Origin of the sequence: Microbacterium sp. USTB-Y (assembly GCF_023703415.1) — a bacterium.
GTDB lineage: Bacteria > Actinomycetota > Actinomycetes > Actinomycetales > Microbacteriaceae > Microbacterium.
In genome coordinates this window covers 703,198-723,358 of record NZ_JAGMTU010000002.1, presented here as the reverse complement: position 1 = coordinate 723,358, position 20,161 = coordinate 703,198, and the positions used below count along the sequence as shown (strand labels likewise).

The window sequence follows — 20,161 nt, the reverse complement described above, 5'->3', positions numbered from 1 at the left end:
ACTCTTCCGAGCACGACCGAGCAGGAGAGACGTGGCGAAGAAGACGAAGGACGACACCCCGATCGGGCCGACCGGCCGTCCCTACCAGGGATTCCCCATCCCCGCCCCGCTGAAGGCGCATGGCCCTGCGCGCATCATCGCGCTCTGCAACCAGAAGGGCGGCGTCGGCAAGACGACCACCTCGATCAACCTCGCCGCCTCGCTCGCCGAGTACGGGCGCAAGGTGCTCGCCGTCGACTTCGACCCGCAGGGAGCACTGTCGGCCGGTCTCGGCATCCCCACCCACGACATCCCCACGGTCTACGACCTGCTGCTGGACACCAAGCGCGATGCGCACGAGGCGATCGTGCACACGGGCGTCGAGGGCCTCGACCTCATTCCGGCGAACATCGACCTCTCCGCCGCCGAGGTGCACCTCGTGAACGAGGTCGCCCGGGAGACGATCCTGTCCCGGGTGCTGCGCCAGGTCGCGGGGGAGTACGACGTCATCCTCATCGACTGCCAGCCGTCGCTCGGCCTGCTCACCGTCAACGCGCTCACCGCGGCGCACGGCGTGCTGATCCCGCTCGAGTGCGAGTTCTTCGCGCTGCGCGGCGTGGCGCTGCTCATCGAGACCATCGACAAGGTGCGCGACCGGCTCAACCCGTCGATCACGCTCGACGGCCTGCTCGCGACGATGTACGACGCACGCACCCTGCACTCCCGCGAGGTGCTGGAGCGCGTCGTCGAGGCCTTCGGCGACGACGTGCTGGAGACCGTGATCGGCCGCACCGTCAAGTTCCCCGACGCCTCGGTGTCGGGCGTGCCCATCACCGAGTTCGCGCCGGAGCATCCCGCCGCGCAGGCGTACCTGCGACTGGCCCGGGAGCTGGTCGCCCGTGGCGCCGTCGCATAGCGAGGACCCCTCGGCCGGAGAGGCCTCCGACGCCTCGGCGCCGGAGGAGGATGCTCCTCAGGAGGTCGTCGACGTCGGCTTCCGCGTGTCCCTGTCGAACTTCGACGGACCGTTCGACCTGCTGCTGAACCTCATCTCGAAGCACGAGATGGACATCACCGAGGTGTCGCTGAGCAAGGTCACCGACGAGTTCATCGCCTACCTGCGCGAGCTCGGCCCGGACGAGGACCTCGACGAGACCAGCGAGTTCCTCGTGGTCGCCGCGACGCTGCTCGACATGAAGGTGGCCGGCCTGTTGCCGCAGGGCGAGCTCGTGGACGCCGAATCCGTCGCGCTGCTGGAGGCCAGGGACCTGCTCTTCGCGAGGCTCCTGCAGTACCGCGCGTTCAAGGAGGTCTCCGCCTGGTTCTCGCGCAGCCTGCAGTACGAGGACCGGCGGCACGCGAGGGCGGTGCGCCTGGACGAGAAGCACCGCGCGCGCACCCCCGAACTGGTGTGGACCCTCAGCGCCTCCGATTTCGCGACGCTCGCCCTCATGGCGTTCGCGCCCAAGGAGATCCCCACGGTCGGCCTGGACCACCTGCACGCGCCGCTCGTGAGCATCCGCGAACAGGCGGCGATCGTGGTCACCCTGCTGCGCAGCGCCGAGTCCGTGACCTTCCGGGAGATCGTGGCGGGCGCAGCCGAGCCCGGGATCGTGGTGGCGCGGTTCCTGTCCGTGCTCGAGCTGTACCGGCACGCGGCGCTGAGCTTCGAGCAACTGGAGCCGCTCGGCGAGCTGACCCTGCGGTGGTCGGCCGAGCACTGGACCGACGAGATGCTGGCGACGTTGGGAGCCGACTATGACCGATGACACCGTGACAGATGCTGACGTGACCGACGCCGCCGGGACGGGAGCCGCCGCGACCGCGGAGCTGCCGATCACCGAGAAGCTCGAGGCGATCCTGCTCATCATCGACGAGCCGCACAGCCTCGTCTCGCTCGCCGCGGCCGTCGGCGCGCCCGTGCCGGCGGTGCGGCAGGCGATCGAGTCCCTCGTCGACGAGTACGACGGCCGGGGGCAGGGTCCGCGGCGCGGCTTCGAACTGCGCGAGGTCGGTGGCGGGTGGCGGCTCTACGTGCGCGAGGACTACGACGACCTGGTGGCCGAGTTCATCGGCGGACAGGCTCCGGCGCGACTGTCGCAGGCCGCGCTCGAGACCCTCTCCGTGATCGCCTACAAGCAGCCGGTGACCCGCAGCCAGGTCGCGTCGATCCGTGCGGTGAACGTCGACTCCGTGGTGCGCACCCTGCTCGGGCGCGGCCTCATCACCGAGCTCTTCCAGGACTCCGAGACCGGAGCGATCAACTACGGCACGACCGATCTGCTGCTGCAGAACCTCGGGATCAACTCGCTCGACGAGCTGCCCCCGATCTCCCCGCTGCTCGACGACGGTGCAGACGGCTTCGACGAGAGGACCGCCCGATGACCCCCGCCCCCGTGGACCCGTTCGCCGCACCGGAGGGCGTGCGCCTGCAGAAGGTGCTCGCGAACGCGGGCGTCGCGTCGCGGCGCGTGATCGAGCAGTACATCGTCGAGGGACGGATCCGCGTGAACGGATCCGTCGTCACCGAGCTCGGGCGGCGGATCGATCCGGAGAACGACCTCGTCGACGTGGACGGCACCGCGGTGCAGCTGGACACCGGCAAGCGCTACGTCATGCTGAACAAGCCCACCGGGGTGGTCTCCTCGATGAAGGACGAGAAGGGGCGCCCGGATCTGCGCCGCTTCACGAAGGAGTACGAGGAGCGCCTCTACAACGTCGGCCGTCTGGACGCCGAGACCAGCGGGCTGCTGATCCTCACGAACGACGGAGACCTCGCCCACGTGCTCGCGCATCCGTCGTTCGGGGTGACCAAGGTCTACATCGCCAAGGTCGAGGGCGTGGTGACCGCGCAGACGATCGCGAAGCTCACGCGCGGTGTCGAGCTCGAGGACGGTCCGATCGCGGCCGACAAGGCCCGCCTGCTGGATGCGTCGTCGGGCTCCGCGAGCAGGACCGGATCCAGTCTCGTCGAGCTCACCCTGCACTCCGGGCGCAACCGGATCGTGCGCCGGATGCTCGCCGCCGTCGGACATCCGGTCACCGAGCTCGTGCGCCGCCAGTTCGGCCCGCTGCACCTGGGAACCCTCCCGGCAGGGAAGTCCCGCGAACTGACTAAAATCGAACTCGGCGCGCTTCTGACCCTGTCGCGCCAGGAGAAGATCGATTGAGCACCCAGAGCAGACTGTCCGGCACCGTCCGGATCGTCGGAGCGGGACTTCTCGGCGCCAGCATCGGTCACGCCCTGACCGCGAAGGGCGTCGACGTCGCCCTCGCCGACACCTCGCCGGCGCAGCTGCGCCTCGCGATCGACTACGGCGCGGGCCGTGCCGCGCAGCCGGAGGACGCCCCGGCGCTCGTCGTGGTCGCCGTGCCGCCGGACGTGACGGCCGACGTCATCGAGGCGGAGCTCTCCCGATTCCCCGAGGCCGTCGTCACCGACGTCGCGAGCGTCAAGCTCGAGCCGCTGCGCGCCCTGCGCGAACGCGGCGTCGACCTCACGCGCTACATCGGATCCCACCCGCTCGCCGGCCGTGAGCGCGGGGGAGCGATCTCGGCGCGCGCCGACATCTTCATCGGCCGCCCCTGGGTGGTCTGCCGCGACGAGGAGACCCGGGCGGCCGACCTCGCGCTCGTCGAGGGGCTGGCCCTCGACCTCGAGGCGATGCCGCTCGAGATGACGCCCGAAGAGCACGACCGCGCCGTCGCGCTCACCTCGCACGTGCCCCAGGTCGTGGCGAGCCTGCTCGCCGCCCGGCTCGCCGACGCCGAGGACGGCTCGCTGCGCCTCGCCGGCCAGGGCGTGCGCGACACGACCCGCATCGCCGCCTCCGCGCCCGAGCTGTGGGTGCAGATCCTCGGCGCGAACGCCGCCCCGGTGGTGTCGGTGCTCGACGCCCTCGCCGCCGACCTCGCCGAGGTCGCCGATGCGCTGCGCGACCCGGATCGCACCGGATCCCGGCGCACGGTCGCCGAAGCGATCCGGCACGGCAACGAGGGCGTGGAGCGCCTGCCCGGCAAGCACGGCCAGAACCGCCGCTTCGAGTCCTTCGTCGTGATGATCGACGACACCGCGGGCCAGCTCGGCCGCCTCTTCGGGGAGCTCGGAGAGCTCGAGGTGAACGTCGAGGACCTGCGTCTGGAGCACTCGCCGGGCGCGCAGTTCGGCCTGGCCGAGATCAGCGTGACCCCCGCCGCGCTCCGCGGCGCGGTCGAAGGACTCGAGGCCAGGGGATGGCGGATTGCGAGCATGCCCGATGACTGAGAGCCCGTTCGTCGTCGCGATCGACGGCCCCGCCGGTTCCGGCAAGTCCAGCGTGTCCAAGGCCGTCGCCCGGCGCCTCGGCTACGGCTTCCTGGACACCGGGGCCGCGTACCGCGCCCTGGCCTGGCACGTGCTGGACCGCGGCGACGACACCGCCGACGAGGCCGCCGTGCTCGCGGCCGCCGCCGACTTCCCGTTCTCGCAGGGGCTCGACCCCGACGACCGCGTGGTGCACGTGGGCGCGACGGACGTGACCGAGGCCATCCGCGAGCCGCGCGTCTCGAGCGCCGTGAGCGGCGTGGCCCGGGTTCCGGCCGTGCGCGTGCAGGTGAACGACGCGTTCCGCCGGATCGCGCGGGAGGCGGCGTATCCGGCCGTCGTGATCGAGGGGCGCGACATCACCACCGTGGTGGCCCCGGACGCCCCGGTGCGGATCCTGCTCACCGCGGCGCCCGAGGTGCGTGCCGCGCGGCGGGCCGCGGAGCTCGACACGGAGGACGCCGGCGCCGTCGCGGATGCCCTGCACCGCCGGGACGCCAAAGACAGTGCGGTGGTGGACTTCCTCACCGCCGCAGAGGGAGTGGAGGTCGTGGATTCGACCGACCTCGACTTCGAGGAGACCATCGACGCCGTGATCGCGGTGATCGAGCGACGTGCGCCCGGAGCGCAGCGAGGAGCCGACCATGGCTGACGAAGAAGAATACGAGGGCGGCGAAGACCGTCTCGCGGAGAAGCTGGACGCGATGGACGAGGAGCTCGTCGAGTCGCGCGCCGCGACCCTGCGCGCCGGTCTCGACGACTACGACCTGGACGACGAGGACGCCGAGCTGCTCGCCGGCCTCGTCGCCGGCGAGGACGGGATCGAATTCCTGCCCGCGCTGCCCGTGGTGGCGATCGTCGGTCGCCCGAACGTCGGCAAGTCCGCGCTCGTGAACCGGATCCTGGGCCGCCGTGAGGCGGTTGTCGAGGACACCCCCGGCGTCACCCGCGACCGCGTCACCTACAAGGCCGAGTGGATGGACCGGCGCTTCACGCTGGTCGACACCGGCGGCTGGGAGCCCGACGCCAAGGGCATCGACCGCTCGGTCGCCGCGCAGGCCGAGGTCGCTATCGACCTCAGCGACGTGGTGCTGTTCGTCGTCGACGCGATGGTCGGGGCGACCTCGACCGACGAGCACGTCGTGAAGCTGCTGCGCAAGAGCGGCAAGCCCGTCTTCCTCGTTGCGAACAAGATCGACGACGCCCGGCAGGAGCCCGAGGCTGCGGCGCTGTGGAACCTCGGTCTCGGCGAGCCGTATCCGGTCTCCGCGATCCATGGCCGCGGTGTCGCCGACCTCCTGGACGCGATCATGGAGAAGCTCCCGGAGATCTCGGCGGTCGCCAAGGCGGAGATCGGCGGACCGCGCCGGGTGGCCATCCTCGGCCGTCCGAACGTCGGCAAGTCGTCGCTGCTGAACAAGGCCGCGGGGGAGGAGCGCGTGGTCGTCAACGACCTCGCCGGCACCACCCGTGACCCGGTGGACGAGATCGTCGAGCTCGGCGGCAAGATGTGGCGCTTCGTCGACACCGCCGGCATCCGCCGCCGCGTGCATCTTCAGCAGGGGGCGGACTTCTACGCCTCGCTGCGCACCTCGGCCGCGCTGGAGAAGGCGGAGGTCGCTGTCGTCGTCCTCGACGTCAGCCAGCCGATCAGCGTGCAGGACCTCAACATCATCGACCTGGTGCTCGAGTCGGGCCGCGCGCTCGTGCTCGCGTTCAACAAGTGGGATCGCCTCTTCGACGACGACATGGAGAACCAGGACCGCCGCCGGTATCTGGAGCGCGAGATCGAGCAGGACCTCGCGCATGTCGCGTGGGCGCCGCGCGTGAACATCTCGGCCAAGACCGGACGGCACCTGGACAAGCTCGTCCCCGCGCTGGAGACGGCGCTGGAGAACTGGGACCGCCGCATCCCGACCGGCAAGTTCAACGCGTTCCTCACCGAGCTCGTCGCCGCCCACCCGCACCCGCTGCGGGGCGGCAAGCAGCCCAGGATCCTGTTCGGCACGCAGGCGTCGACCCGTCCGCCGACCTTCGTGCTGTTCACGACCGGGTTCCTGGATCCGGGCTACCGCCGGTTCATCCAGCGGCGCCTGCGCGAGCTGTACGACTTCGAGGGCACCCCGATCGTGATCAACATGCGGGTGCGCGAGCGCCGGCAGCGCTGAGGACACGGCGCCGACCTCCGGGTCGGCGCCGTTCCTGTATCTTCAGGCCGTTCCGGTGTACGCGGGCTGTTCCGGTGTGCTCAGGCTGTTCCTGTGTCCTCAGACCGGGCGGGGCGGGTGCACCATCGCGGGTGTCGTCATGCGGTCCGGTCAGACGGAGCGGGGCGGGCGCACCATCGCGGTGCGGTCGGGCTCGCTGAACCCGAACTGGCGATAGAGGCCGTGCGCGTCGCTCGTGAACAGCGTCCAGCGCATGTCGGGGCCGGGGCCGTCGTCGATCATGAGCCGCATCAGGCGCTTGCCGAGACCGTGGCCGCGGTGCTCGGCGCTCACGTAGACGTCGGCGAGGTAGGCGAAGCCCACGCCGTCCGAGACGGCCCGGGCGAATCCCACCTGCTCTCCCGTGTCGGAGCGATAGACGCCGACGACGCGCCACGCGTTCGCGATCTGCGTCTCCACGTCGGTGCGGGAGCGCCAGCGGCCCCAGTACGCCTCGGTCGACAGCCAGTGCCACACCGTGTCGAGCTGGATCCGGGCGGGGTCGTCGTCGAGTTCGTAGGCGTCGTTCATGTCGCCATTCTCGCAACACCGGGTGCAACCCGCCGACGTACAGGGCCGTGCCGCGGCGGCGTGTGAAAGGCTGGACGGGTGACGATCGTTCCTCCTGCCCCCGGTGAGCCGCGGCGCCCGTTCGGACCGCTCGACTCCGGCGACGCCTGGGTCGTGGCACCGACCGGGGAGCGGTACTGGGGGCGGTACGGCGCTGCAGGACTGCTCGCCTATGACTCCGCCCGGGGCGTGCTGCTGCAGCACCGGGTCGCGTGGTCGCACCACGGCGGCACCTGGGCGCTCCCGGGTGGCGCGCTGCACGCCGGCGAGAGCGCCCGTGAGGGAGCCATCCGCGAGGCGCAGGAGGAGGCGGGCGTCCCGCACGGCGCGGTGCGCGCGCGGTTCGAGAGCGTGCTGGATCTGGGCATCTGGAGCTACACCACGGTCGTTGCCGATGTCGTCGTGCCCTTCGAGCCGGTGATCAGCGACCCCGAGAGCCTCGCGCTGGAGTGGGTGCCCGTCGACGAGGTCGATGCCCGTCCGCTGCATCCCGGATTCGCAGAGGCCTGGCCCGAACTGCGGGGATTGCTGGAGGTGCGACCCGCGGTGATCGTCGACGCCGCGAACGTCGTCGGATCCGTTCCGGACGGCTGGTGGAAGGATCGTGCCGGCGCGACGGCACGCCTGCGTGACCGGCTGGACGCCTGGGCGCGGCGAGGTGTGGAGGCCGAGCAGGTCGCCCTGGATTCGACGCGCTGGCATCCGCGCGTCGTGCTCGTCGCGGAAGGGGCGGCGCGCGACGTCGCGGATCCCGAGGACAGCGCCGACGTTTCATGCGCCGTGGAGATCGTGCGAGCGCCGGGATCCGGAGACGACGCGATCGTCGACGTCGCCCGCGCGCGCGTGGCGGTGGGGGATCGCGTCTTCGTCGTCACGAGTGATCGCGGACTGTCCTTGCGGATCGAGGCGCTGGCCGGGGCAGGGGGTCCGGCTGAGGTGAGGCCGGTGCGCTGGCTGCTCGATCAGCTGGGCGACGGCGCCCCGAGCGCGGACTGAGCGAGGTCCGAGCACGGGCTGAGCGAGCCGGACGCCGAGATTCGTCTCGTTTGCGCGGCTCTCGGAGTACTCGTCGGTGGTGCCCGGGCTTGCCGTAAGCGATGCTCGGACTCGCGTCATCGGCTCTCGGCTTCCGTCAGCGATGCTCGGTCTGACGTCAGCGACCCCCGGGGTTCCCGTCAGCGATGCTCGGGCTGGAGTCAGCGATGCTCGGTCTGACGTCAGCGCCCCCCGGAGTTCCCGTCAGCGGCTCTCGAGCTTCCCGTCAGCCGCTCTCGGGCTTCCCGTCAGACGAACATGACCCGTCGTGGCGGATGGTCGTCGTAACTGCGACCGAGGGGACTCGTCCATCGCAGGGTGCCGTCGGCGAGCTGATGCGCCGTCCAGCGCACGATGTCGTCGAGATCGGGATGCTTGAGCGGATGGTGCCCCGGGCAGAAGTCGGCCAGGTTCGAGAGCTCGGTCGGTCCGCCCTTGGCATGGTCGAGGTTGTGGTCGATCTCGCACCGAGCGGCCGGCGTGTGGCACCCGGGAAAACGGCAGCGCTGATCCCTCGCGCGGAGGAACCGCTTCATCGCGTCCGTCGGGGTGTAGCGATCTGTGCGGGTGACCATGCCGGTGGGGTCCAGGAAGAGCCGGTTCCATCCGGTGGCCGTGCGTGCGAGCTCCCGGGCGACGTCGGGGTCCAGAGGGCCGCGCCCGTCGAGCTCGGCGAGCCGGTCGTCCTCTCCGGCCAGCGTCGTGGCTGCCACCGTGACCTGCACGGTGGCCCGGATGCTGTCCAGCCCCGTGCCGTGCACCTCCGAGAGACCGGCGGCGAGCAGGAGATCGACGAGGGCGTCCGCCTCGATCTGGGCGCGGGTACGGCCGTCGGCGGTGACCGCGTGCTCGGTCTCGTCGTCGTCCTCCGGGCGACTGATTCCGGGGTCGATGGCGTAGGTGTCGTCTGTGACGATGAGGTCGTGCGCATCCAGCCGCGGGTCATCGGGGAAGAGGTCAGCGGTCTCGGATCCGTCCGTATCCGAGTCCCGGGCGGATGAACGGGAGGTCTGCGCGATCGCCTTCGCGAGGCTGCGCAGGCGGTCCTTGATGGCGACCGCGTACACCTCGGGCAGGACGGCCGTGAGCAGCGCCATGCCCTCGTCCAGGATCCGCACAGTCACGCATCGCTCATCGACCGCGCGACGGTGCCGCTCCTTCACGGATTCGCCCGCGATGACCGCCGCGATCTGACGAGCGGCGACTCGGGTGCGCGTGGGGGAGTCCTGCTCCGCCACCGCGATGCTCGCCTGCTCGTAGGCGGCGAAGGACTCGGCGGGGATGCGCCCGTTGCGGACGGCATCCCGGATCGGATCGGCCGCCGAGATGATGGCCCGCACGTGCTGCACGGAGACCGTTCCCTCGCGAAGCGCCTGGTGGAGGCCTGCGAAGTGCATCGAGAGTGCGTCGGCGTCGGCGAATGCGTTCTCCACGGCTCCGGACCCGATGTGGCCCGCGGCCGAGTACTCGGCGATCATCGAGCGGCGGGCCATGTCTCGATGCACCGGGTGCGCCAGCACATCCTGGTCGAACAACGCGGCCCGCGTGGCCAGCAGGTCGGCGGCCTCAGCTTCGAGCCGGGCGATCTGCGCGCGCTTGGCCACCCACGCGTCCAGCACCACCTCGCGGTCTGCGAGTGGGGGACGGGTGAGGCTGTTCATGTTCCAATTTTAGAACAAAGCTACGACATCCATGGGGCCTGTGGATAAGTCACGGCGGGAATCATGGGGTGTCGCGCCCCCGGAGGCGATCGATGTCGCGGCGCTCACGCTTGGTCGGGCGGCCCGCGCCGCGGTCGCGCAGACCGGCCGCGGCCACGGGGTCGCGGGGCGGTGTGCGGTCTTCGGCGGCGACGGCGGCCAACGGGGCGCCGACCCGCTTGACGAGGGTCTGGCGGACGATGAGGATCCGGTCGAAGCCGCTGATGCGGATCCGCAGTTCGTCGCCGATCTTCACGGTCTGCGCCGCCTTCACCCGCTCGCCGTTGAGGCGTACGTGCCCGGCGCGGCAGGCGGTGGTCGCGGCGGAGCGGGTCTTGAACGCGCGCACCGCCCAGAGCCAGCTGTCGATGCGCACGGGGCCGCTCGCCCAGGGCTCGTTCATGGGCGAGCTCCCTGGGTGTGGTCGAACGGCGTGGGCTCGACGGCGGTGGTCTCGGCGCGGCGACGCAGTGCGAGCAGTGCTCCGGCCACGATGAGGCCCTGTCCGATCGTGTAGGTGGCCATCACCGCGGGGCTCGTCCAGTCGGGCATCGCATCGGACAGGAACAGGCGGAAGGCGAGGATCGAGTCGCTGGAGAGGAAGAACACGCCGCCCCAGGCGACCATCGGGCGGCAGCGGGCGGAGGTCGCCGCGGTGCCCGCGAGGACGATGCCGTAGGCGCCGACGGCAAGGAGGAGGGATCCGGTGTGCGGTCCGAGGATCATGATCATGAAGAGCCACCAGAGCACGAAGACGACGGTCCACATCGGCAGCCGGCGCACGCGCAGGTGGCGCAGGAACAGCAGGATGTACGCGATGTGCGCGAGGCCGAAGAACCCCAGCATGAGGGGCAGCTCCGGGGCGAACGGGAAGAACAGACCGGCCTCGTCGCCGAGCCAGGAAAAGACCAGCGCCACGATCAGCAGGACGGCGGCCGCGCGCGGCGCGAGCGTCTTCCACGCCAGCAGGACGGGCAGGGCCAGCAGCGGCATGAGCAACGCCTTGGTCGGCGTCGTGAGCGGGCTGTGCGTCGCGTTCGCCAGCACGTGGATCACGGAGACGACGATGTAGGGGGCGAACGGCCACAGGGCGCGAAGTCGGGTGCGGCTCTGCATCCCTCCATCGTAGGAGTGCGGTGACGCGCGAGCGGTCGGCTCCGGATCCGTCGGTCTCACTATGCGGCGAGACTCAGGCTCACCAGCGGCCGCCCCGAGCGCAGCTCGCCGACGACCGAGAATCCCGCGGTGAGGAAGGTCGACAGCGCCCCGTGGAAGAGCTCGTTCGACGACACCTTCACGGCGGCGGTGTCGACCGGATATCCCTCGACGACGCGGGCTCCGGACTCACGGGCGTATTCGACCGCCGCCGCGAGAAGTGCCGCGTTGAGCCCCTGGCCGCGCTGATCGCGGCGCACCGAGAAGCAGGACACCGCCCACACCTCGCCGTCGTCGAGCGGTTCCTGCGTCGCGGCGACGATGGCGCGCGTGTATCCGAGCCGGGCCTGCGCCGGCCGAGGACCGATGCGGATCCACCCCGCGGCCTCGCCGTCGACATAGGCCACGATGCCCGGCGGGGGACCCGCAGCGATCTCATCCCGCAGGATCTCGACCCGCTGATCCTTCGTGGTCGCGTTCCAGTCCTTGTTGCGCAGCACGGGCCACACGCACTGGCAGGACGCACCGTCGCCGCCTCCGGTGAGCGTGCGCTGCACGTCATCCCACTCCGTGGGCGTCGCTGCCTTCGTCGTGATCGTGGTCATGCCCCGACCCTACGCGCGGCTGCGGACATCCGCGCCGCGCCCGGACCGCGCCCGGTTTCGCGGAGGCCTCGGGAGTCGGCTACGATAAGGGAGTTGCCCGCGCTCCGGCGCGGTCGTCCACGGGCTGTGGCGCAGCTTGGTAGCGCACTTGACTGGGGGTCAAGGGGTCGCAGGTTCAAATCCTGTCAGCCCGACAGAAAAGCCCTGACGGGATCTAATTCTCGTCAGGGCTTCTTTCGTTTCCGGGACCTCCGCCGGAGGGACGGATCCAACGGGCGGTCACAGGGCCGATGGGAGCTTCGCCCCGTCGCCGGCCTCTGCGAGTCTCGTGGTTCGGGCGGCCTCGTAGCGGCGCGGAGATATCAAGCCACCCGCTAGCAGCACCGGCACAGCCGACCCTCGTGCGACCCGCCCGTCGTCACACTCCGCGATCGAGTGCTGAGCAGGCCGCAACAAGCCCGTTCAGGCGAAGGCGGGTTCCGCCGACGAGGTGCTTCACGTCGTCGGATCCGTCGGGCGTGCTGAGGTTCGCGAAGCTGTACTGCTCCGTCCACCCCAGGCGCGTGCCGCCTTCCGCGGCGGCGAGATCGACGGTGACCAGCGATACCCAGCGGAGCGAGCCGGCGACGACCGCGGTGTACGTGGAGATGATCCGCTCGTTCGGAACGATGTCGAGGAACGTCATGCGGTTCTCCAGGTGCTCGCGTATGTCGCCCGAGACGAACGTGTTGGTCAGTCGCTCCTCGCCTCCCGCTCGGAAGTCGAGTTCGTGCGTGACGGTGCTCGACGGCCCGGGCATCCGCACCCAGGTGCGGCGCAGGGGGAGTTCGGCGAACAGGCGCCACACCTGTTCGGGCGGCGCGGTGAGTTCGAGCGGGATCGTGAATGATCCAGTGAGAGTGAACACGCCGCCAGGCTCCGCGTCGTTCACCGGTCGCGGACGTCGTCGGTCGTGAAGCCTTCCCGCGCTGCCCGCTCCTCGAGCGTCTCCAGCTCCTGGAAGAAGGTCACCTGCCAGCCGGCGGGGCCCTGCACGCGGGCGTTGAGGCTCTGGAAGGGCGTCTTCACGGGCGGGGCGATCACCTCTGCGCCGCCGTCGCGTGCGGCCGCGACGGCCTGCTCGGTGTCGTCGACCTCCAGGGCGATCCGCAGCACTCCCGGCGTGTGCGGCGCGCCCTCGACCTCGTCGATGTTCTTCGCGTGGGTGGGCGTCGCCAGCTCGATCGTCGCGATGCCGGCGTGCAAGATCGCCACGCGATCGTCACCCTCGGTGGCGAAGGCGAGCTGTTCCGGCATCCCGAGCACGTCGCGATAGAACCGGATCGCGCTGTCGAAGTCGTCGGTCTCGATGATCAGCCGCAGCTGCTGGGGGGAGGGGGTGTGCGAGGTCATGCCCTCATCCTGCCCGCCCGGTGCGACGCCGGGTAGGTTCGTCGCCCGGGGGAGCGAGGGCGTGCCGAGGGGTTGTCCTGACCCGAGATGAGGGCCAGGCTCGGGAGCATGTGGATCTCCGGACGGCTGCCGGCCGACGCGCCCGATCCGCGGGTCGGGCTCGCAGAGCGTGTGCGTGACCTTCCGTTCGCCGTCTACGGTCTCGTGCCGCAGTCGACACTCGAGGATCTCGACAGCCTGGGGCTCACGGTGGTCGGCGGCGCCGCTCCGACACAGGTGACCGTCGCCGTCACCTACACGCTGTGGCGCAATCCGGACGACCACGACGACCCGGTGAACCTCGCCGAGCTCGACGAGAACACCCGGGCGGCACTCGATCAGAAGCCGCCGTGGCGCCGTCCCCGATGGCTCGTCGAGGCGGCCGAGCGGATGCGGTATCCGATGATCTCGGAGGCGGTGCGAACGACCTGGACTCAGGATCCGGGGGAGTACGAGACCCTCCCGCAGCAGCTGGTGCAGCACGTGAACCACATCCTGATGAACCACTTCCGCAGCGAACTGGGCATCCCGGACGGACCGCCGAGCGGGCCCCCGAGCTTCGACGAGCCCTGGCGTGCACGGCTGTCCGGAGTGAACCCGCGGTCGCATCTGGAGATCGATGGAGTGGAGGTCGACGCCGTCGAGATCGACACGGATCCGTTCGTCTTCGGCATCGGCGCACAGCTCTCGCCCGAGATCGTGGTCACGGTCGTGATCCCGCGCGCGGATCTGCCCCTCGTACGGCTCGGGCTCGCGACCCGCCCGGACCGCGGAGCGTCGTCCGCCCGGCCATGAGCCTGCCCGCTCTTCCGCACTCCTCGCGGCGGTGGGACCATGGATCATGGCGACGGATGCCGGCGACGGTGCCACCGACGCGGCACTCGCGCGTCGGCTGCAGATCCTCGCGACCGAGCACTGGGGGCTGCTGGCCGCGCGCAGCACGGCGCAGAGCGAGGTGCTCACCCGTATCACCCTCCACCTGACGCTCGTCTCGGCCGGACTGGTCACGATCGGGCTCCTCGGCCAGGCTTCGCACTTCGCGTCCTGGTTCCCGCCCGCGGCCCTCGGCATCCTCGGGTTCCTCGCCGCGGTCGGACTGCTCACGCTGATGCGCGTGCTGGTGGTCTCCGAAGAGGACTTCATGTACGTCACCGCGATGAATCGCATCCGCGCCGGCTATGCGGAGGTGGATCCGGTGGCCGCCGGCTACTTCCTCGCGTCGACGCACGACGACGAGCTCGGGATGCGCGTGACCTACTCGTTCTTCCGGCATCGCAGCGGAGTCGAGCAGATCCTGGGATCCTCGACGCTGCTCAGCGTCCTCGTGAACGCGACGGTGACCGGGATGTTCGTCGGGGGCGTATGCACCGCCCTCGGCGCACCGGTGGGCGCCGCGGTCGTGGCAGGCGTGCTGATCGGACTCTGTGTCGTGGTGCTGGCCGTCTGGTACGCGGGGTTCCGCTACGTCTCGGCCTGGCGACGGTACGTTCCGCTCAGCCCGAGCGAGGCGCCTCCGGCGCATTGGGGGCCCTGGGATCCGCGCCGCCGGCCCGGCGGATACCCGCGAGACGCCTCATCCTCAGCCCGGGGCTGAGCCTGGTCTGTCCGGCACCACGGGCAAGATGGGCCTGGAAGCCCTGCAAGACGCGCGCGCCCGCGGCGCGCCGTCGGTGCCGCACGACAGCCGGAGCGCGGCCGCTGCGCCGGGACTCGATAGGGTGGCGCGGTGACGAGCACTGAGGAACCGGGGGACGCCGTGCGGATCGCGGACCCCGCACGGCCGCCGTGGCGCGAGCCCGGCATGCCCGCGTTGCTGGCGATGACGACGTTCGCCTTCGCCGGGTTCGCGGTGATGCTGCCGGTCGCGCCGATGCACATGGTCGCGCTCGGCGGGGACGAGTTCCTCGCCGGGCTCGTCAACGCGGTGCTCATGCTCGCCACGATCCTCACTCAGCTCGTCGTGGAGCGGATGCGCACCTGGATGGGCTGGCGGGTCAGCCTCGCTCTCGCCTGCGTGCTGCTCGGCCTGCCCGCGATCGGCGAGATCTTCGCGACGACACCGGGGCAGATCCTGGCCCTCGCCGCCGTGCGCGGGATCGGCTTCGGCATCGTCACCGTGAGTGGATCCTCTGCGGTCGGCGCGCTGTTCCCGCCCGAGCGGCGCGGTCGGGCGATCGGCGCCTACGGACTCGCGGTCGCCGGCGCGCAGCTCGTGCTCACCCCGATCTCGCCCTGGATCGCCGATCAGGCGGGCCTCCCGGTCGCCTTGGCCGTCGCGGCGCTGCCCCTCGCCGGGATCCCGTTCGCGCTCGCCGCGGGCAGCGCGATCGCGAAGCATGCCCGCGCCACGGCCGCCCTCTTGGGCGGCGCCGGACCGGTGCGCGATCCGCTGGAGACCCCGCGCGAGGAGCGCCGCGCGCTCGTGAGGCTCTGGCCGCCGATCCTCGCGCTCACCGTCGTCACCTGCGCCGGCGGCGCCATCACCACGTTCACCCCGCAATTCGTGCCCGATGCGGTGCTCACGGTCGTCGCTCTGTTCCTCTACACCGCCGCGGCGGCGTTCGCGCGCTGGGCGGTCGGTGGCCCCGCCGACCGCCTCGGCGCGCGAAGGTTCGTCCTCCCGGGACTTGCGATCGCGGCTCTCGGGCTGGCGGCGATCGCGGCGAGCATCGCGGGGATCGCCGGGCCGGCGGCTCCCGCGCTGCTGATCGCCGGCGCGATCCTCGTCGGCACCGCGTTCGGCACCATGCAGAACGTGACCCTGGTGCGGGCGTTCGAGGTCGCGGGCGAGCACGCGAAGGGCGTCGCCAGCACCGCCTGGAACGTCGCGTTCGATGCCGGCACCGGGATCGGCGCGCTCGCGATCGGCGCCCTGGCTGCCGGGACGTCGTTCGCGCTGTCGTTCGCGGCGCTGTCGGCGCTGTGCCTGCTCGCCGGCATCCTGCTCCTGCTCATCGGCCAGAGGGAGCGTTCCGCGGCGGTGTGACCCGACGCCGGCCGCCGTCGGCGCCGGGTCACGAAGACGGCGGTGCTACTCGTACCGGAGGGCTTCGATCGGATCCTGTCGCGAGGCTCGGCGGGCCGGCAGCGTCCCGGCGAGGAAGCTGATCGCCATCACCACGAGCACGATGCTCGTCACCGACACCGCGGAGAACTGCAGCAGATGCAGGCCGGGAAGGTCGGAGAGGAGCGTTGCGGAGAGCCGGTCGCTGATCAGGGTGCCGAGCCCGATCGCGGCCAGCGCGCCGATGGCGCTCCCGAGGAAGCCGATGAACACCGCCTCCAGGCTGAACAGGGCGAACACCCGGCCGTTGCCCATGCCCATCGCCTTCATCAGGCCGATCTCACGGGTGCGCTCCTGGACGCTCATGAGCAGGGTGTTGACGATCCCGAATCCGGCGGCAATCAGGGCGATCACCGCGAACGCGTCGAGCACGCCGACGATCCCGTTGACGACCGTGAGCACGCTCCCGAGCTGATCGGCGACGGTCATCCCCGTGAAGCCGGCCTTCGTCAGATCCGCCTTGACGGCGCGGATCTGCTGCGGTGTGGCGTTCGCGGCGAAGGTCGCCGTCGCGCTTCCGTATCCCGTCACCACCGTCGCGGGGCGGCCGGTGGCCTGAGCGGTCTGGAGCGCGGAGCGCAGTGTGTCGTTGAGCGCGGCGCCCGAGGAGAAGAGCGTCGCGTTCTGGATCCCGACGACGGTGGCGGTGACCTCGTGCATGGCACCGAGGTAGTCCTTGATGCCGATCGTGACCGTCTTGCCGATCGCGTTCTTCGCCGAGCCCAGACCCAGGTTGCCGAGATAGGTCGTGGGGAGCACGATCTGGTTCTCGTCCGATGTGCTGTCGAGCTGCGCTCCTGCGGCGAGGTCGGCCTTGACGCCGCGCACCGCGTTCACGGTGAGCACCCACTGTCCGTGGTCGGCGTAGCCGATCCAGGACGGCGTGACCGCCGTGTTGCCGCTCGCGCCGGTGATGCCGTCGATGCCCTTGATGGTCGTGATGTCCTCGGCCGTCAGCGCGCTCTCGCTTCCACCGCCGCGAGCGAGTGGGCCGCCGCCGACGGCGGTGGCAGCGTTCGGGTCGTACTTCTGCGGCCCGGATCCCGTCGATGAGGGCGCGCTCGCCGCCTTCGTGACGGTGAGCGTGTCGGTCGCGCCGATCGACGAGACCTGGGTGCCGATGTAGGAGGACACACCCGTGCCGATGGCCGAGGTGAGGGTGAGGGTGAACGCTCCGATGAAGATCGCGATGACGGTGAGCGTCGTGCGCAGCTTGCTGCGGAAGGTGTTCGCGACGGCCGAGGCGATGAGGTCCCCGGTCTTCATGCCGCCACCTCCGAGACATCCGAGATCAGCCCGTCCCGCATCGTGATGCTGCGTCCGCAGCGGGAAGCCAGGTCAGCGTCGTGCGTGACGACGACGAGCGTGATGCCCTGCGTGCGGTTGAGATCGAAGAGCATGCCCTCCACCTCCGCGCCGGTGGCGGAGTCGAGATTGCCGGTCGGCTCGTCCGCGAAGATGATCTTCGGATCGTTCACGAGCGCCCGCGCGATCACGACCCGCTGCTTCTGCCCGCCGGACAGGTCGTTGGCACGATTGCGCGCCTTGTCGGCGAGACCCAGCCGGTCGAGCGCCTCCAGCGCGCGCTGCCGTCGCTCCGCCCGAGGGATCCCCGCGATGACGAGCGGCAGCGAGACGTTGTCCAACACGCTCGCGTGCGCGTTGAGGAAGAACTGCTGGAACACGAATCCGAACTGCTCGTTGCGTAGCCGGTTGAGCTCGCGTCCGCGCACCTGCTCCGCGTCGGCACCGTCGACGAACACGCTTCCGGAGTTCGGACGGTCGAGCAGCGCGAGCAGATGCATGAGGGTCGACTTCCCGGATCCGCTCTTGCCGACGATGGCGAGGCTCTCACCCGCCATCACGTTTACCGACACGCCCCGAAGGGCCTCGAAGCGATCGGAACCGCTCCCATACGCCCGACGCAGATCGCGGGCCTCCAGCACCGATGGCATTCCTCGTCCTCTCCTCGCCGTCGCCCGCACGGACGCGGCTTTCGCGGCGCTGTGCGCGCCGTGCTCTCCAGTCTCGGGACCGTCTCGCTCCGCCGCGTCCTCCGGACGCGGTCGAAGAAGTACCGCAGCCGCGGTACGCGGGCGCACCGGGCGGAGGATGCCCCGGCGCGCTCCATGCGCGATGCTTGTCGGTGCGGCTCGCTCACCGCGCGGGCGTGGCCGGCCGGCGCCGGTCGTCGGATCTCGCCGGAGCCGGGGGAGAGGAGGACGGATGCGCGCACTGCCGGGCGGCCTCCGCGTCCGCGACGTCGTGATCGACGTCGGGGTGCTCCTTCTCGTGAGCCTCGCGGCCTTCGCCCCGTTCTCCCGCGAGCCGTCGGCGCCGCACGGCTGGACGGTGCTGCCCGGGATGGTCCTGGCCGGGGTGGTGCTGCTCGCGCGCCGGCGCCTCCCTCTCACCGTGCTCGTCGTCTGCGTCGCGATCGGTCCCGCCGCGATGCTGCTCGGACAGCCCTACACACCGGCGTTCGTGCTGCCGGTCGCGATCGCGATGTACACCGTGGCGCGCCATCGCTCCCGTGCGGTCACGGTCACCGCGGCGGCGGCGCTGGTCGTGCTGCTGCCGATCGAGGAGCTCGTGGGGCGCGGCCTCGACGCCGCCGAGCTCACCTCGCCCGCGACGCTGCAGCCGGCGGTGCTGATCGCCTTCGCGGCCGCGCTGGGATCCGCGATCCGCTCCTACTTCGACGCGCTGGAATCGGCGCGGGAACGCGCGCGCAAGGCGGAGGAGTCGCGCGAGTCGGAGGCACGCCGGCGGGTCGCGGAGGACCGCCTCGCCATCGCCCGGGACCTGCACGATTCCGTCGCGCACCGGATCGCCGTCATCAACCTGCAGACCGGGGTCGCGGCCCGGACGCTGCGCAGCGACCCGGCCGAGGCCGAGGAGGCGATCACGATCGTCGGGGACGCCGCGCGCAGCGTGCTGACCGAGCTCAACGACATGCTCGGCCTGCTGCGCACGACGGCCGGCCGGGACATCGTGGACGAGCCCGATTTCGGACGGATCGAGGGGCTGCTCGCGCTCTTCGCCCGCAGCGGGCTGAAGGTGCACGTGCGCGTGGACGGCACGCCCCGCCCGCTCGACGGACGGCTCGGGGCGATCGCGTACCGCGTGGTGCAGGAGGGGCTCACGAACGCCTACAAGCACGGGGCCGACCGCACCGCGGAGCTGCAGCTCGACTACGCCGAGGAGGGACTCATCATCCGCATCACGAACCCGCTCTCGGATCCGCCGGCGCCGACCGGAGCAGACGGACACGGTCTCGTCGGGATGCGCGAACGTCTCGAGGAGGTCGACGGCGGCCTCGCGCTGGACACCACAGAGGGGCGCTTCCGCGTGGTCGCCACTCTTCCCGGGGGCGCCGCATGATCCGGGTGCTCATCGCGGACGACCAGCCGCTCATCCGCTCCGCCGTCGCGGGCCTGCTGCGGCACGAGGAGGACATCGAGGTGGTCGGCGAGGCCGCGGACGGGGCGGAAGCCGTCGGCCTCGCGCGGACGGCACGTCCCGACGTCGTGGTGATGGATCTGCGCATGCCGGGCACCGACGGGATCGCGGCGACCGGGCTGCTCCGCGCCGACCCCGGCCTGGAGGGGACCCGCGTGCTCGTGCTGACGACCTTCGAGGACGAGGAGAACGTCCTGGCGGCGCTCCGCGCAGGGGCATCCGGGTTCCTCGGGAAGGGCGTTGATCCGGCCGAGATCGTGCGCGCGGTGCGCACGGTGCATGCGGGGGAGGAGCTGCTCTCGCCGGCCGCCACCCGCGCGCTGATCCGCCGGTCCCTCGATGCCGGGCCGGCTCACTCCCCTCGCCTGCTCCCCGCGGAGCTCACCGAACGCGAGATCGAGATCCTGGGGCTCGTGGGCCGCGGCCTCTCCAACGAGCAGATCGGCGCGGCCCTGTTCATCTCGCCCGCGACTGCGAAGACGCATGTCAACCGGACGATGGTCAAGCTGGATGCGCACGACCGCGCCCAGCTCGTGATCGCCGCGTACGAGTCGGGACTCATCGCCCCGGGTGCCGAGTGACCGGCGGAGCCTGCAGGGCGGAGCTCAGCTCGGGGCTCGTCCGGAAACTCACAGTCGGCGCACAGGTTG

The 20,161-nt window shown here is 71.0% G+C and carries 22 protein-coding genes and 1 tRNA gene; 14 read left to right on the top strand and 9 right to left on the bottom strand.

Annotated elements, in window-relative coordinates; translation table 11 throughout:
* Positions 1-31 precede the first annotated feature (31 nt).
* Genes J8G10_RS07140 through der form a run of 7 tightly spaced genes read left to right on the top strand, consistent with a single transcriptional unit; the run spans position 32 to position 6,450 of the window.
* Positions 32-895 (top strand): ParA family protein, encoded by an 864-nt coding sequence (locus tag J8G10_RS07140; protein ID WP_251442197.1) that lies wholly within the window; start codon positions 32-34, stop codon positions 893-895.
* Positions 879-1,748 carry a ScpA family protein gene (locus tag J8G10_RS07135; RefSeq protein WP_374208763.1) on the top strand — a complete coding sequence of 290 codons (870 nt, stop codon included), beginning with the start codon at positions 879-881 and terminating at the stop codon, positions 1,746-1,748. Before J8G10_RS07140 ends, J8G10_RS07135 begins: the two co-directional genes overlap by 17 nt.
* Complete coding sequence (gene scpB, locus J8G10_RS07130) at positions 1,738-2,364, top strand: SMC-Scp complex subunit ScpB (RefSeq protein ID WP_251442195.1); 627 nt, start codon at positions 1,738-1,740, stop codon at positions 2,362-2,364. Before J8G10_RS07135 ends, scpB begins: the two co-directional genes overlap by 11 nt.
* Entirely contained in the window at positions 2,361-3,149 is a 789-nt protein-coding gene (locus tag J8G10_RS07125; protein ID WP_251442193.1) for a pseudouridine synthase, read from the top strand. Before scpB ends, J8G10_RS07125 begins: the two co-directional genes overlap by 4 nt.
* Positions 3,146-4,243 carry a prephenate dehydrogenase gene (locus J8G10_RS07120; RefSeq protein WP_251442191.1) on the top strand — a complete coding sequence of 366 codons (1,098 nt, stop codon included), beginning with the start codon at positions 3,146-3,148 and terminating at the stop codon, positions 4,241-4,243. The genes J8G10_RS07125 and J8G10_RS07120 overlap by 4 nt, the downstream gene beginning before the upstream one ends.
* The gene (gene cmk, locus J8G10_RS07115) at positions 4,236-4,934 is read left to right on the top strand and encodes a (d)CMP kinase (RefSeq protein WP_251442189.1); all 699 of its coding nucleotides are present in this window, start codon (positions 4,236-4,238) and stop codon (positions 4,932-4,934) included. Before J8G10_RS07120 ends, cmk begins: the two co-directional genes overlap by 8 nt.
* Entirely contained in the window at positions 4,927-6,450 is a 1,524-nt protein-coding gene (der, locus tag J8G10_RS07110; RefSeq protein ID WP_251442186.1) for a ribosome biogenesis GTPase Der, read from the top strand. The genes cmk and der overlap by 8 nt, the downstream gene beginning before the upstream one ends.
* A gap of 150 nt (positions 6,451-6,600) precedes the next feature.
* On the opposite strand, the gene J8G10_RS07105 is transcribed toward der, so the two are convergent.
* A complete protein-coding gene (locus J8G10_RS07105) occupies positions 6,601-7,020 on the bottom strand; it encodes a GNAT family N-acetyltransferase (RefSeq protein WP_251442183.1) in 420 nt (139 codons plus the stop codon).
* 78 nt (positions 7,021-7,098) lie between these two features.
* On the opposite strand from J8G10_RS07105, the gene J8G10_RS07100 reads away from it, so the two are divergent.
* Positions 7,099-8,055, top strand: coding sequence for an NUDIX hydrolase (locus J8G10_RS07100; RefSeq protein WP_251442180.1), 957 nt, complete (start codon positions 7,099-7,101; stop codon positions 8,053-8,055).
* 287 nt (positions 8,056-8,342) lie between these two features.
* Here the strand turns inward: J8G10_RS07100 and J8G10_RS07095 are convergent, their stop codons facing one another.
* The 4 genes from J8G10_RS07095 to J8G10_RS07080 form a co-directional block, all read right to left on the bottom strand.
* Entirely contained in the window at positions 8,343-9,755 is a 1,413-nt protein-coding gene (locus J8G10_RS07095) for an HNH endonuclease signature motif containing protein (RefSeq protein ID WP_251442177.1), read from the bottom strand.
* 61 nt (positions 9,756-9,816) lie between these two features.
* Positions 9,817-10,197: an RNA-binding S4 domain-containing protein gene (locus tag J8G10_RS07090; RefSeq protein ID WP_251442174.1), complete on the bottom strand. Its 381-nt coding sequence runs from the start codon at positions 10,195-10,197 to the stop codon at positions 9,817-9,819.
* Positions 10,194-10,910, bottom strand: coding sequence for a lysoplasmalogenase (locus J8G10_RS07085; protein WP_251442171.1), 717 nt, complete (start codon positions 10,908-10,910; stop codon positions 10,194-10,196). Before J8G10_RS07085 ends, J8G10_RS07090 begins: the two co-directional genes overlap by 4 nt.
* 59 nt (positions 10,911-10,969) lie before the next feature.
* Positions 10,970-11,554 carry a GNAT family N-acetyltransferase gene (locus J8G10_RS07080; protein WP_251442168.1) on the bottom strand — a complete coding sequence of 195 codons (585 nt, stop codon included), beginning with the start codon at positions 11,552-11,554 and terminating at the stop codon, positions 10,970-10,972.
* A 120-nt stretch (positions 11,555-11,674) separates the two neighbouring features.
* Here J8G10_RS07080 and J8G10_RS07075 point away from each other — a divergent pair.
* Positions 11,675-11,748: transfer RNA gene (locus J8G10_RS07075), tRNA-Pro, on the top strand.
* 224 nt (positions 11,749-11,972) lie between these two features.
* Here the strand turns inward: J8G10_RS07075 and J8G10_RS07070 are convergent.
* Together J8G10_RS07070 and J8G10_RS07065 are read right to left on the bottom strand one after the other, a co-directional pair.
* On the bottom strand, positions 11,973-12,461 hold the full coding sequence (locus tag J8G10_RS07070) for an SRPBCC domain-containing protein (RefSeq protein ID WP_251442166.1): 489 nt from the start codon (positions 12,459-12,461) through the stop codon (positions 11,973-11,975).
* A gap of 20 nt (positions 12,462-12,481) precedes the next feature.
* Positions 12,482-12,946: a glyoxalase/bleomycin resistance/extradiol dioxygenase family protein gene (locus J8G10_RS07065; RefSeq protein ID WP_251442157.1), complete on the bottom strand. Its 465-nt coding sequence runs from the start codon at positions 12,944-12,946 to the stop codon at positions 12,482-12,484.
* Between the two features lie 108 nt (positions 12,947-13,054).
* Between J8G10_RS07065 and J8G10_RS07060 the strand changes: the two genes are divergently transcribed.
* The 3 genes from J8G10_RS07060 (at position 13,055) to J8G10_RS07050 (ending at position 15,971) form a co-directional block, all read left to right on the top strand.
* Positions 13,055-13,780 carry a hypothetical protein gene (locus J8G10_RS07060; protein WP_251442154.1) on the top strand — a complete coding sequence of 242 codons (726 nt, stop codon included), beginning with the start codon at positions 13,055-13,057 and terminating at the stop codon, positions 13,778-13,780.
* A 46-nt stretch (positions 13,781-13,826) separates the two neighbouring features.
* Entirely contained in the window at positions 13,827-14,579 is a 753-nt protein-coding gene (locus J8G10_RS07055; protein WP_251442151.1) for a hypothetical protein, read from the top strand.
* 132 nt (positions 14,580-14,711) lie between these two features.
* Positions 14,712-15,971 (top strand): MFS transporter, encoded by a 1,260-nt coding sequence (locus tag J8G10_RS07050; RefSeq protein WP_251442150.1) that lies wholly within the window; start codon positions 14,712-14,714, stop codon positions 15,969-15,971.
* Between the two features lie 45 nt (positions 15,972-16,016).
* On the opposite strand, the gene J8G10_RS07045 is transcribed toward J8G10_RS07050, so the two are convergent.
* Together J8G10_RS07045 and J8G10_RS07040 are read right to left on the bottom strand one after the other, a co-directional pair.
* Complete coding sequence (locus J8G10_RS07045) at positions 16,017-17,315, bottom strand: ABC transporter permease (protein ID WP_251442148.1); 1,299 nt, start codon at positions 17,313-17,315, stop codon at positions 16,017-16,019.
* Positions 17,312-18,004, bottom strand: a complete 693-nt coding sequence (locus J8G10_RS07040) for an ABC transporter ATP-binding protein (protein ID WP_251442146.1) — start codon at positions 18,002-18,004, stop codon at positions 17,312-17,314. Before J8G10_RS07040 ends, J8G10_RS07045 begins: the two co-directional genes overlap by 4 nt.
* A 271-nt stretch (positions 18,005-18,275) precedes the next feature.
* On the opposite strand from J8G10_RS07040, the gene J8G10_RS07035 reads away from it, so the two are divergent.
* Entirely contained in the window at positions 18,276-19,433 is a 1,158-nt protein-coding gene (locus J8G10_RS07035; protein ID WP_251442144.1) for a sensor histidine kinase, read from the top strand.
* The gene (locus J8G10_RS07030; protein ID WP_251442142.1) at positions 19,430-20,092 is read left to right on the top strand and encodes a response regulator transcription factor; all 663 of its coding nucleotides are present in this window, start codon (positions 19,430-19,432) and stop codon (positions 20,090-20,092) included. The genes J8G10_RS07035 and J8G10_RS07030 overlap by 4 nt, the downstream gene beginning before the upstream one ends.
* Positions 20,093-20,161: the final 69 nt, after the last annotated feature.

Excerpts from the sequence above, each read along its gene's own strand:
- cmk (WP_251442189.1), top strand. The coding sequence starts at position 4,236 with ATGACTGAGAGCCCGTTCGTCGTCGCGATCGACGGCCCCGCCGGTTCC.
- J8G10_RS07090 (WP_251442174.1), bottom strand. The coding sequence starts at position 10,197 with ATGAACGAGCCCTGGGCGAGCGGCCCCGTGCGCATCGACAGCTGGCTC.
- der (WP_251442186.1), top strand. The coding sequence starts at position 4,927 with ATGGCTGACGAAGAAGAATACGAGGGCGGCGAAGACCGTCTCGCGGAG.
- J8G10_RS07035 (WP_251442144.1), top strand. The coding sequence starts at position 18,276 with ATGCGCGCACTGCCGGGCGGCCTCCGCGTCCGCGACGTCGTGATCGAC.
- J8G10_RS07095 (WP_251442177.1), bottom strand. The coding sequence starts at position 9,755 with ATGAACAGCCTCACCCGTCCCCCACTCGCAGACCGCGAGGTGGTGCTG.
- J8G10_RS07085 (WP_251442171.1), bottom strand. The coding sequence starts at position 10,910 with ATGCAGAGCCGCACCCGACTTCGCGCCCTGTGGCCGTTCGCCCCCTAC.
- J8G10_RS07055 (WP_251442151.1), top strand. The coding sequence starts at position 13,827 with ATGGCGACGGATGCCGGCGACGGTGCCACCGACGCGGCACTCGCGCGT.
- J8G10_RS07105 (WP_251442183.1), bottom strand. The coding sequence starts at position 7,020 with ATGAACGACGCCTACGAACTCGACGACGACCCCGCCCGGATCCAGCTC.
- J8G10_RS07045 (WP_251442148.1), bottom strand. The coding sequence starts at position 17,315 with ATGAAGACCGGGGACCTCATCGCCTCGGCCGTCGCGAACACCTTCCGC.
- J8G10_RS07065 (WP_251442157.1), bottom strand. The coding sequence starts at position 12,946 with ATGACCTCGCACACCCCCTCCCCCCAGCAGCTGCGGCTGATCATCGAG.
- J8G10_RS07040 (WP_251442146.1), bottom strand. The coding sequence starts at position 18,004 with ATGCCATCGGTGCTGGAGGCCCGCGATCTGCGTCGGGCGTATGGGAGC.
- scpB (WP_251442195.1), top strand. The coding sequence starts at position 1,738 with ATGACCGATGACACCGTGACAGATGCTGACGTGACCGACGCCGCCGGG.
- J8G10_RS07125 (WP_251442193.1), top strand. The coding sequence starts at position 2,361 with ATGACCCCCGCCCCCGTGGACCCGTTCGCCGCACCGGAGGGCGTGCGC.
- J8G10_RS07030 (WP_251442142.1), top strand. The coding sequence starts at position 19,430 with ATGATCCGGGTGCTCATCGCGGACGACCAGCCGCTCATCCGCTCCGCC.
- J8G10_RS07080 (WP_251442168.1), bottom strand. The coding sequence starts at position 11,554 with ATGACCACGATCACGACGAAGGCAGCGACGCCCACGGAGTGGGATGAC.
- J8G10_RS07060 (WP_251442154.1), top strand. The coding sequence starts at position 13,055 with ATGTGGATCTCCGGACGGCTGCCGGCCGACGCGCCCGATCCGCGGGTC.